General features: G+C 62.0%; 6 protein-coding genes. All 6 read left to right on the forward strand.

The features are described 5' to 3' along the window. Positions 1-3 precede the first annotated feature (3 nt). The 6 genes from ACYZUM_RS09215 (at position 4) to ACYZUM_RS09240 (ending at position 12,350) form a co-directional block, all read left to right on the forward strand. Positions 4-1,311 (forward strand): MdtA/MuxA family multidrug efflux RND transporter periplasmic adaptor subunit, encoded by a 1,308-nt coding sequence (locus ACYZUM_RS09215; RefSeq protein WP_108182599.1) that lies wholly within the window; start codon positions 4-6, stop codon positions 1,309-1,311. Further along, positions 1,308-4,409: an MdtB/MuxB family multidrug efflux RND transporter permease subunit gene (locus tag ACYZUM_RS09220; RefSeq protein WP_041066988.1), complete on the forward strand. Its 3,102-nt coding sequence runs from the start codon at positions 1,308-1,310 to the stop codon at positions 4,407-4,409. The genes ACYZUM_RS09215 and ACYZUM_RS09220 overlap by 4 nt, the downstream gene beginning before the upstream one ends. Before the next feature lie 142 nt (positions 4,410-4,551). Further along, on the forward strand, positions 4,552-7,659 hold the full coding sequence (locus ACYZUM_RS09225) for an efflux RND transporter permease subunit (RefSeq protein ID WP_108182600.1): 3,108 nt from the start codon (positions 4,552-4,554) through the stop codon (positions 7,657-7,659). Continuing rightward, positions 7,656-9,116: an efflux transporter outer membrane subunit gene (locus ACYZUM_RS09230; protein WP_108182601.1), complete on the forward strand. Its 1,461-nt coding sequence runs from the start codon at positions 7,656-7,658 to the stop codon at positions 9,114-9,116. The genes ACYZUM_RS09225 and ACYZUM_RS09230 overlap by 4 nt, the downstream gene beginning before the upstream one ends. Positions 9,117-9,369: 253 nt before the next feature. Further along, on the forward strand, positions 9,370-11,451 hold the full coding sequence (locus ACYZUM_RS09235; RefSeq protein ID WP_041066997.1) for a putative bifunctional diguanylate cyclase/phosphodiesterase: 2,082 nt from the start codon (positions 9,370-9,372) through the stop codon (positions 11,449-11,451). A gap of 152 nt (positions 11,452-11,603) precedes the next feature. After that, positions 11,604-12,350 (forward strand): SDR family oxidoreductase, encoded by a 747-nt coding sequence (locus ACYZUM_RS09240; RefSeq protein ID WP_047294160.1) that lies wholly within the window; start codon positions 11,604-11,606, stop codon positions 12,348-12,350. The last annotated feature ends 50 nt before the right edge of the window (positions 12,351-12,400 follow it).

A 12,400-nucleotide genomic window follows, 5' to 3' on the forward strand; every position in this document is an offset into this window, starting at 1 on the left:
CCAATGGTTAATCAATCCATGCAATCGTCCCCTCGCAACGCCCGTCGCTGGCTGATCAGCCTGCTCGTCCTGTTGGTCATCGCCGTCCTGTGCTGGAAATTCTGGCCCGCCGGTTCGGCCCACAAGGAGGGCGCCGACAAGGCGGCGAGCGGTCATGCCGGGCGTTCGGGGATGATGCGGCCGGGCTTCGGCGGCGCGGCCGGGCCGATTCCGGTGCGGGTGGCCCCGGCGGTCACGGGCGACTTCCCGCTGTATTACAAGGCGCTGGGCACGGTGACCGCGCTCAACACCATCAACGTGCGCAGCCGGGTCGGCGGCGAGTTGGTGAAGATCAATTTCGAAGAAGGACAGATGGTCAAGGCCGGCGACTTGCTGGCAGAGATCGATCCGCGTCCGTACCAGAACGCCTTGCTCCAGGCTGAAGGCACCTTGCTGCAGAACCAGGCGCAGTTGAAAAATGCGCAGGTCGACGTCGAGCGTTATCGCGGCCTGTACAAGGAAGACAGCATTGCCAAGCAAACCCTGGACACCGCCGAAGCACTGGTCGGCCAGTACCTGGGCACGGTCAAGACCAATCAGGCGGCGGTCAACGACGCCAAGCTGAATCTCGAATTCACCAAGATCCGCGCACCGATTGCCGGCCGCGTCGGTCTGCGTCAGGTCGACGTCGGCAACCTCGTTGCGGCCAACGACACCACGTTCCTTGCAGTGATCACTCAGACCCAGCCGATCAGCGTGGTCTTCACCCTGCCGGAAAACAGCCTCGAAACCGTATTGGCACGCTACCACAGCGGCGCCAGGCTGCCGGCCGAGGCATGGGATCGCGGCGATACCAAAATCCAGGCCAGCGGCGTGTTGCAAAGTCTCGACAACCAGATCGACGTCGCCACTGGCACCCTGAAATTCAAGGCCCGTTACGATAACCGCGACCAGTCACTTTTCCCCAATCAGTTCGTCAACGTTCATTTGTTGGCCGACACCCTCAAAGGCGTGGTGCTGGCACCGTCGGCCGCGATTCAGTTCGGCACCAACGGCACCTTCGTCTACGCGCTGGACGGCGACAAGAAAGTCACCATCCGCCAATTGAAGATCGGCGCCAGCGACGGCACCAACACCGTGGTCACCGAAGGCCTCGCTGCGGGCGATCGCGTGGTGCTGGAAGGCACCGACCGTCTGAAGGAAGGCAGTGAAGTGGAAGTGGTCAACGACAGCAATGACGTGCCGACCACCCCGACCGGCCACCTGCAAGGCAAACCCGCCGCCAGTGCACCGGACGCTGCCACAGCTGACAAGGCCAAGAAGGGCGCATGAACATTTCGCGGCTGTTCATCCTCCGTCCTGTAGCTACCACCCTGAGCATGCTGGCCATTGTTCTGGCCGGCCTGATTGCCTATCGCTTGCTGCCAGTCTCGGCGTTGCCGCAGGTCGATTACCCGACCATTCGCGTCATGACCCTGTACCCCGGCGCCAGTCCCGACGTGATGACCAGCGCCGTGACCGCGCCGCTCGAACGCCAGTTCGGGCAGATGCCGGGCCTGACGCAAATGGCCTCGACCAGTTCCGGCGGCGCGTCGGTGCTGACCCTGCGTTTCAGCCTCGACATCAACATGGACGTCGCCGAACAGCAGGTGCAGGCCGCGATCAACGCCGCGACCAACCTGCTGCCGACCGACTTGCCGGCACCGCCGGTGTACAACAAGGTCAACCCGGCGGACACCCCGGTGCTGACCCTGGCGATCACCTCGAAAACCATGCTGCTGCCCAAACTCAATGATCTGGTCGACACGCGCATGGCGCAGAAGATCGCTCAGATCAGCGGCGTCGGCATGGTCAGCATTGCCGGCGGTCAGCGGCAGGCGGTGCGGATCAAGGTCAACCCGGAAGCTCTCGCGGCGAACAGCCTGAACCTGGAAGACGTGCGCACCCTGATCGGCGCGTCCAACGTCAACCAGCCGAAAGGTAACTTCGACGGCCCGACCCGGGTCTCCATGCTCGATGCCAACGACCAACTGACGTCGCCCAAGGACTACGCCAACCTGATCCTCGCCTACAAGAACGGCGCGCCGCTGCGTCTGAAGGATGTGGCGGAAATCGTCGACGGCGCCGAGAACGAACGTCTCGCCGCGTGGGCCAACCAGAATCAGGCCGTGCTGCTGAACATCCAGCGTCAGCCGGGCGCCAACGTGATCGAGGTGGTCGACCGGATCAAGGCCTTGCTGCCCAGCATCACTGACAACTTGCCGGCTGGCCTCGACGTCACCGTGCTCACCGACCGCACCCAGACCATCCGCGCCTCGGTCACCGACGTGCAGCACGAACTGCTGATCGCCATCGCGTTGGTGGTGATGGTGACGTTCCTCTTTCTGCGGCGCGCCAGCGCGACGATCATTCCGTCAGTGGCGGTGCCGCTGTCGCTGATCGGTACGTTTGGCGTGATGTACCTCGCCGGCTTCTCGGTCAACAACCTGACCTTGATGGCGCTGACCATCGCGACCGGTTTTGTGGTCGACGACGCGATCGTGATGCTGGAAAACATCGCGCGCTTCATCGAGGAGGGCGACAGCCCGATGCAGGCGGCACTCAAAGGCGCCAAGCAGATCGGTTTCACCCTGATTTCCCTGACCCTGTCGCTGATCGCGGTACTGATTCCGTTGTTGTTCATGGCTGACGTGGTCGGGCGGCTGTTCCGCGAGTTCGCCATCACCCTGGCGGTGGCGATCCTGATTTCGCTGGTGGTTTCGCTGACGTTGACGCCGATGATGTGCGCACGCCTGCTCAAGCGAGAGCCAGAAGCCCACGAGCAGGGCCGTTTCTACCGGGCCAGCGGCGGCTTCATCGACTGGATGATCGCCGCCTACGGGCGCAAGTTGCAGTGGGTGCTCAAACACCAGCCGCTGACCCTGTTGGTGGCCATCGGAACGCTGGCACTGACCGTGTTCCTGTACATGGTAGTGCCCAAGGGCTTCTTCCCGGTGCAGGATACCGGGGTGATCCAGGGTATATCCGAAGCACCGCAGTCGATTTCCTTCGCGGCCATGGGCGAGCGTCAGCAGGCGCTGGCCAAGGTGATTCTTGAAGATCCGGCGGTGGAAAGTCTGTCGTCCTACATCGGTGTCGACGGCGACAACGCCACGCTCAACAGCGGTCGTCTGCTGATCAACCTCAAGCCTCACGGCCAGCGTGACCTGAGCGCCACCGAGGTGATCGCGCGCCTGCAGCCGCAACTGGACAAACTGGTTGGCATCCGTCTGTTCATGCAACCGGTGCAGGATTTGACCATTGAGGATCGGGTCAGCCGTACCCAGTACCAGTTCAGCATGTCCTCACCGGACGCCGAATTGCTCAGCCAGTGGAGCGGGCGTCTGGTCGAAGCCTTGGCGCAGCAACCGGAATTGACCGACGTTGCCAGCGACTTGCAGGACAAAGGCTTGCAAGTCTATCTGGTGATCGACCGTGACGCGGCTTCACGCCTCGGCGTTTCGGTGCAGAACATCACCGATGCGCTGTACGACGCCTTCGGCCAGCGGCAGATCTCGACCATTTACACCCAGGCCAGCCAGTACCGCGTGGTGCTGCAGGCACAGGCCGGGGAGAAAATCGGGCCGGCGGCGCTGGACCAGATTCACGTCAAGACCACTGACGGTGCGCAGGTGCGCCTGTCGAGTCTGGCCCATGTCGAGGAGCGTCAGGCGCAACTGGCGATCACCCACATCGGCCAGTTCCCGGCGGTGATGATGTCGTTCAACCTGGCGCCCGGCGTGGCGCTGGGGCATGCGGTGGACATCATCGAACAGGTGCAGAAGGACATCGGCATGCCGATTGGCGTGCAGACCCAGTTCCAGGGCGCGGCCGAGGCATTCCAGGCCTCGCTGTCGAGCACCTTGCTGCTGATTCTGGCGGCGGTGGTGACCATGTACATCGTACTCGGCGTGCTTTACGAAAGTTACATTCACCCGATCACCATCCTCTCGACCCTGCCGTCGGCGGCGGTCGGCGCCTTGCTGGCGTTGCTGCTCAGCGGCAATGACCTGGGCATGATCGCGATCATCGGCATCATCCTGCTGATCGGCATCGTCAAGAAAAACGCGATCATGATGATCGACTTCGCCCTCGACGCCGAACGCACCCAGGGCATGGCGCCGGAACAGGCGATCTATCAGGCGGCGCTGCTGCGTTTCCGGCCGATTCTGATGACGACACTGGCGGCGCTGTTCGGCGCCGTGCCGTTGATGCTCGCCACCGGTTCCGGGGCTGAGTTGCGTCAGCCGTTGGGTCTGGTGATGGTCGGCGGCTTGCTGGTGAGCCAAGTGCTGACTTTGTTCACCACGCCGGTGATCTACCTGTATTTCGATCGCCTCGGTCGGCGCTTTGGCAAGACCAATGCCGACCGTGATGAGGTGGTGGTATGAATTTGCTGCACCTCATCCACTGTGGGAGCGAGCCTGCTCGCGAAAGCGCTGGATCAGTCACCATCAACGTTGAATGTCAGACCGTATTCGCGAGCAGGCTCGCTCCCACAGTGGGTAGGTGTGTTGATGGGGATTGCGGTCAATGAACCTCTCCGGTCCTTTCATCAAGCGCCCGGTCGCGACCATGCTCCTGAGCCTGGCGATCATGTTGCTGGGCGGTGTCAGTTTCGGCCTGTTGCCGGTATCGCCGCTGCCGCAAATGGATTTTCCGGTGATCGTGGTTCAGGCCAGTCTGCCCGGCGCCAGTCCCGAGGTGATGGCGTCCACGGTGGCGACGCCGCTGGAGCGTTCGTTCGGCGCGATTGCCGGCGTCAACACCATGAGCAGCCGTTCCAGCCAGGGTTCGACCCGGGTCATTCTGCAATTTGACCTGGACCGCGACATCAACGGCGCGGCGCGCGAGGTGCAGGCAGCCATCAACGCTTCGCGCAACCTGTTGCCGAGCGGGATGCGCAGCATGCCGACCTACAAGAAGGTCAACCCGTCGCAGGCGCCGATCATGGTGCTGTCGCTGACCTCGGACGTGTTGGAAAAAGGCCAGCTCTATGACCTGGCCTCGACCATCCTGTCGCAGAGCCTGTCCCAGGTGCAGGGCGTGGGAGAGGTGCAGATCGGTGGCAGTTCGCTGCCGGCGGTGCGTATCGAACTCGAACCGCAGGCGCTGAACCAGTACGGCGTGGCGCTCGACGATGTACGCAAGACCATCGCCGCGGCCAACGTACGTCGGCCCAAGGGCTCGGTCGAAGACGGCGAGCGCCTGTGGCAGATCCAGGCCAACGACCAGTTGGAGAAAGCCAAGGATTACGAGTCGCTGATCATCCATTACAAGGACGGCGCGGCCCTGCGTCTGAAGGACGTGGCCAAGGTCAGCGACGGCGTCGAAGACCGTTACAACAGCGGTTTCTTCAACGATGATGCGGCGGTGCTGCTGGTGATCAACCGCCAGGCCGGCGCCAACATCATCGAGACGGTCAACGAGATCAAGGCGCAGTTGCCGGCCTTGCAAGCGGTGCTGCCGGCCAGCGTGAAGCTGAATCTGGCGATGGACCGCTCGCCGGTGATCAAGGCCACCCTCCACGAAGCGGAAATGACCTTGCTGATCGCTGTGGCGCTGGTGGTTCTGGTGGTGTTCCTGTTCCTGGGTAACTTTCGCGCCTCGCTGATTCCGACGCTGGCGGTGCCGGTGTCGCTGGTCGGCACGTTCGCGGTGATGTACCTCTACGGTTTTTCACTGAATAACCTGTCGCTGATGGCGTTGATTCTGGCCACCGGGCTGGTGGTGGACGATGCCATCGTGGTGCTGGAAAACATTTCCCGGCACATCGACGAAGGCGTCAAACCGATGAAGGCCGCGTACCTCGGGGCCAAGGAAGTCGGTTTTACCTTGTTGTCGATGAACGTGTCGCTGGTGGCGGTGTTCCTGTCGATCCTGTTCATGGGCGGTATTGTCGAAAGCCTGTTCCGCGAGTTTTCCATCACCCTGGCGGCGGCGATCGTGGTGTCGCTGGTGGTCTCGCTGACATTGACGCCGATGCTCTGCGCGCGCTGGCTCAAGCCGCACACGCCGGGCCAGGAAAACCGTTTGCAACGCTGGAGCCGCCGGATCAACGACTGGATGGTCGGCAAATATGCGACCAGCCTCGATTGGGTGTTGCGCCACCGCCGCCTGACCCTGCTCAGTCTGATCATCACAGTCGGGGTCAACGTCGCGCTGTACGTGGTGGTGCCGAAGACGTTCATGCCGCAGCAGGACACAGGCCAGTTGATCGGTTTCGTGCGGGGCGACGACGGCCTGTCGTTCAGCGTGATGCAACCGAAAATGGAAACCTTCCGCCGCGCCGTGCTCAAGGACGAAGCGGTGGAGAGCGTAGCCGGGTTCATTGGTGGCACCAACGGCACCAATAACGCGTTCATGCTGGTGCGCCTGAAGCCAATCAAGGAACGCAACCTGTCGGCGCAGAAAGTCATCGAACGCCTGCGCAAGGAGATGCCCAAGGTCCCCGGCGCCCAGTTGATGCTGATGGCGGATCAGGACCTGCAGTTCGGCGGCGGCCGCGAACAGACCACCTCGCAATACAGCTACATCCTGCAAAGCGGAGACCTGGGCGCCCTGCGCGAGTGGTACCCGAAAGTGGTGACCGCGCTGCGGGCACTGCCGGAGCTGACTGCGATTGATGCCCGCGAAGGACGCGGTGCGCAGCAGGTAACGCTGATCGTCGACCGCGATCAGGCCAAGCGCCTCGGGGTCGACATGAACATGGTCACGGCGGTGCTGAACAACGCCTACAGCCAGCGGCAGATTTCGACCATCTACGACAGCCTCAACCAGTATCAGGTGGTGATGGAGGTCAATCAGAAGTACGCGCAGGATCCGGTCACCCTCAATCAGGTGCAGGTGATTACCGCTGACGGTGCGCGGATTCCGTTGTCGACCATTGCCCATTACGAAAACAGCCTGGAGGACGACCGCGTCAGCCACGAAGGCCAGTTTGCGTCCGAAAACATCGCCTTCGACATGGCCGAAGGCGTGACTGTGGAGCAGGGCAGTGCCGCCATCGAGCGGGCGATTGCCAAGGTCGGTCTGCCGGAAGACGTGATCGCGAAAATGGCCGGCACCGCCGATGCGTTTGCCGCGACGCAGAAGAGCCAGCCGTTCATGATCCTCGGTGCGCTGCTGGCGGTGTATCTGGTGCTCGGTGTGCTGTATGAAAGCTACATTCACCCGCTGACGATCCTCTCGACCTTGCCCTCGGCCGGGGTCGGCGCGTTGCTGTCGATCTACGCGCTGGGCGGCGAGTTCAGCCTGATTTCGCTGCTCGGACTGTTCCTGCTGATCGGGGTGGTGAAGAAAAACGCCATTCTGATGATCGACCTGGCGCTGCAACTGGAACGCCATCAGGGCCTGTCGCCGCTGGAGTCGATCCGCAGCGCCTGCCTGCAACGGCTGCGGCCGATTCTGATGACGACCCTGGCGGCAATCCTCGGTGCCTTGCCGCTGTTGCTCAGCCGTGCGGAAGGCGCGGAAATGCGCCAGCCCCTGGGTTTGACCATCATCGGCGGCCTGATCTTCAGTCAGGTCCTGACCCTTTACACCACGCCTGTGGTTTACCTCTATCTCGACAAGCTGCGCCACCGCTTCAACAAGTGGCGTGGCGTGCGTACTGACGCTGCTCTGGAAACTCCGCTATGACCGACCGTTCGCTTCTCAATCTGGCCACTGCGCGCGGTTCGCGGCTGTTGAGCCTGTCGCTGTGCGTGGCGATGCTCAGCGCCTGCGCCGTCGGCCCGGACTATCAGCGCCCGCAGACTGCCGAGGTTGCACAGTACAAAGAGGCCGAGGGCTGGCGCCAGGCCAATCCGAGTGACGCGCTGGCGCGTGGTGCCTGGTGGGAGCTGTATGGCGATCAGCAGCTCAATGGCCTGATCGAGAAACTCAACAGCTCCAACCAGACCGTGGCGCAATCCGAAGCGCAGTACCGTCAGGCCCAGGCCTTGGTGCGCAGTGCCCGTGGGGCGTTTTACCCCAGTGTCGACCTGAGCGTGGGCAAGACCCGCTCCAGTCAGGGCACCGGCAGCAGCAGTTCGAGCCTGAGCAGTTCTTCCAGCGGGATTCGCGATACCTACAACGCGCAGTTGGGCGTGAGTTGGGAAGCGGATATCTGGGGCAAATTGCGCCGAGGCCTGGAGGCCGACGAGGCCAGCGCCCAGGCGAGCTTCGCCGATCTGGCCGCGATGCGTCTGAGCCAGCAGTCGGAACTGGTGCAGAACTACCTGCAACTGCGGGTGATCGATCAGCAGAAACGCTTGCTTGAAGCCACGGTCGCGGCGTACGAAAAATCCCTGCAAATGACTCAGAACCAGTACCGCGCCGGGATCTCCGGGCGCGATGCGGTGGCGCAGGCACAGACCCAGTTGAAAACCACCCAGGCCGATCTGGTGGACCTGATCTGGCAACGGGCGCAATTCGAAAATGCAATCGCCGTACTGACCGGACAGGCGCCGGCCGAGTTCAGCGTCGCCGAGACCCAGAACATCCCGAACCTGCCGCAGATTCCTCTGAGCCTGCCGTCGCAGCTACTGGAACGGCGCCCGGACATTGCCTCGGCGGAGCGCTCGGTGATCGCTGCCAACGCCAATATCGGTGTGGCCAAAGCCGCGTATTACCCGGATCTGACGTTGAGCATGAGCGGCGGCTACAGCAGCAGTACCTCGAAAAATCTTTTGACCATACCCAACCGTTTCTGGTCGGTCGGGCCGAAACTGGACTTACCGATCTTCGACGGTGGCATCCGTTCGGCCGAGGTTGACCGTACCGAGGCGGTGTACGACCAGACTGTCGCCAAGTACCGCCAGACGGTGCTCGATGGTTTCCGTGAAGTGGAAAACTATCTGGTGCAACTGAAAGTGTATGAAGACGAGGCGGCGGTGCGTCAGGAAGCACTGGATGCGGCGCGCGACTCGCTGCGTCTGACCCAGAATCAGTACAAGGCCGGGTTGATTGCCTACATCGATGTGGTTGTGGTGCAAGCCACGGCGCTGAGCAACGAGCGCACTGTGCTCAATATCCTGCAGAATCGCCTGATTGCCAGCGTGCAATTGATTGCCGCGCTGGGGGGCGGGTGGGACGGTCAACTGGCCACCGAATAAATCGTGTAGGAGCTGCGGCACGCTGCGATCTTTTGATCTTAAAAAACAAGGTCAAAAGATCGCAGCGTGCCGCAGCTCCTACAGGTTGTGATGGTTGCTCCAGAGCCTTGCAAAACCATCAAACAAGCGTTTCATCGGGTTGATGGCAAAATGATTACTTTGTCAGTGCGTTCTTCCGCGCAATCAGTACAATCGCCGCATTTGCCCGGCCGAGAATGGACGCAGTACGGCGCGGGTGGTCGCGAGAATCTTCATGCTCATCGGTAATTATTCCTTCACCCTGGTTTTCATTTCTTTGTGTGTGGCGATCCTCGCGTCCTACACCGCGCTCGACCTGACCGGGCGCATCGCCAGCGCCCGTGGGCGCGCAGTGCATTTCTGGACGGCGGGCGGCGCGCTGGCGATGGGTGTCGGCGTCTGGTCGATGCACTTCATCGGCATGCTCGCCTTCAAGCTGCCGATCGAACTGGGTTACGACATTGCGATTACCGCGCTGTCGCTGCTGATTGCCGTTCTGTCGTGCGGGTTTGCCCTGTGGCTGGTCAGCCAGCCGAAACTGCCGATCCTGCAATTGGGTTTCGGCGCCTTGATCATGGGCGCCGGCATCAGCGCCATGCATTACACCGGCATGGCCGCGCTGCGCATGACGCCTGGCATCGATTACGACCCGACCCTGTTCGGCGCCTCATTGCTGATTGCGGTCGGTGCTTCGGCGGCGGCGTTATGGATCGCCTTTCGCCTGCGCCAGCACTCGCCTTATGTGCGCCTGATTCGCGGCGGTGCGGCAATCATCATGGGCATTGCCATTGTCGGCATGCACTACACCGGCATGGCTGCGGCGCAGTTTCCCGCAGGCAGTTTCTGCGGCGCGACGCTCGCCGGTCTCAAGGGTAACGGCCTCGACAATCTGGTGCTGATCACCACGCTGGCGGTGCTGTCGATCGCCTTGCTGACCTCGATTCTCGATGCTCGCCTCGAAGCACGCACTGCCGATCTGGCGCATTCGCTGACCCTGGCCAACCGTGAGCTGACGCAACTGGCGTTGCACGATACCCTGACGGGCCTGCCGAACCGCATGCTGCTGGACGACCGGATCAATCAGGCGATGAAGAAGGTCGAGGAGCAGGGCGGCTGTTTTGCGTTGATGTTCATCGATCTGGACGGTTTCAAACCAGTCAACGATGCCTTTGGCCACCACATGGGCGACCAGTTGCTGCGCGAAGTCGGGGTGCGCCTGCGTGAGGATTTGCGCAGTCAGGACACGCTGGCGCGAATTGGCGGCGACGAGTTCGTGCTTCTGGTGCGTCTGACCGAGCCCAACGATGCCCTGAGCCTGGCAGCGCGCCAGGTCGGCCTGATCGGCCAGTCATTTCGCGTGGCCGAGCATGAGTTGCAGATTTCCGCCAGCGTCGGCATCGCCCTGTACCCGGGTAATGGCCAGAGCGCTCAGGAACTGCTGATGAACGCCGATGCGGCGATGTATCACGCCAAGGGCGGCGGTAAAAACGGCTACAGCTTCTTCGATGCCTCGATGAACAGCAACGCACGCAAGCAGCTGCAGTTGCTGCAAGATCTGCGCGCCGCGCTGGAGCACCGGCAGTTCAGCCTGTATTTCCAGCCCAAATTCGACGCTGCCAGCGGTCGTCCGGTGGGGGCCGAAGCGTTGCTGCGCTGGCAGCATCCGACCCAAGGCATGTTGCTGCCGGACAAGTTCATCGATCTGGCGGAGAAGACCGGCCTGATCATCGCCATCGGCGACTGGGTGCTCAACGAGGCCTGCCGGCAGATGCGCGAATGGTATGTGCTCGGTTACACCGACTGGCGCATTGCAGTGAACCTCTCGGCGTTACAGTTCTGCCACGCGGGGCTGGTACAGAGCGTGGCCCGGGCGCTGGCCACGCATCATTTGCCGGCCAACAGCCTGACGCTGGAAATCACTGAAACCACGGCCATGAGTGACGCCGATGCCAGCATGACGGTGTTGCAGGAGTTGTCGGACATGGGCGTCGACCTGTCGATCGACGACTTTGGCACCGGCTATTCGAGCCTGATGTACCTCAAGCGTTTGCCGGCCAACGAACTGAAGATCGACCGAGGGTTTGTCCGCGATCTGGAGCACGACAGCGATGACGCGGCCATCGTCTCGGCGATTGTGGCGCTGGGGCAGGCACTCGGTTTGCGCATTGTTGCCGAGGGCGTGGAGACTGGCGTACAGCAGGACTTCCTCACGCAGTTGGGCTGTGATTCGTTGCAGGGCTATCTGTTGGGCCATCCGATGCCGGCTGACGCGTTCATGCAGAACCTCACCCGTGGAAAGGCTCAGGCGGCTGTCTGACTGCAAACGGTGGCGAGGGAGCAAGCTCCCTCGCCACAAAAAACATCTCAGTCTCATGCAGGGTTTTGTCTTGGACAGAGCCCATGCAAAACCGCCCAATGACGGTTATTCTTCACCCCGACTGTTACGTGTGCATTGGGGGAAGGGCCAGCATGGATAAAGTCATGGTAATCACCGGTGGCGGGCGCGGAATCGGCGCCGCTACGGCGTTGTTGGCTGCCGGGCAGGGCTATCGCATCTGCATCAACTATCAGTCGGATGAACAGGCCGCGCAAAGCGTGCTGGAGCAAGTGCGGGCGCTGGGGGCGCAGGCCATTGCGGTGCGCGCCGATGTCAGCATCGAAGACGAAGTCATCGCACTGTTTCACCGGGTCGACACCGAGCTGGGACGGGTCACCGCACTGGTGAACAATGCGGGCACCGTCGGCCATAAGTCGCGGGTCGATGAAATGTCCGAATTCCGCATTCTCAAAATCATGAAAACCAACGTCCTGGCGCCGATCCTCTGCGCCAAGCACGCGATCCTGCGCATGTCGCCCAAGCACGGCGGGCAGGGCGGCAGCATCGTCAACGTCTCCTCGGTCGCCGCACGCCTGGGCTCGCCCAACGAATACGTCGACTATGCCGCGTCCAAAGGTGCGCTCGACACCTTCACCATCGGTCTGTCCAAGGAAGTGGCGGGCGAGGGTATTCGCGTCAACGCGGTGCGTCCGGGCTACATCTACACCGACTTCCATGCGCTGAGCGGCGATCCGGATCGGGTCAGCAAGCTTGAGTCGGCGATTCCGATGGCTCGGGGCGGGCGCCCGGATGAGGTGGCGGAGGCGATTGTCTGGTTGCTGTCCGACAAGGCTTCTTATGCGACGGGGACGTTTGTTGATCTGGGGGGCGGACGTTAGAGCCAATGTTCTGACGCATTTGTGTTTTGTATCGTTGTCAACTGTCAGTT

The organism is Pseudomonas sp. m6p (genome assembly GCF_055760375.1).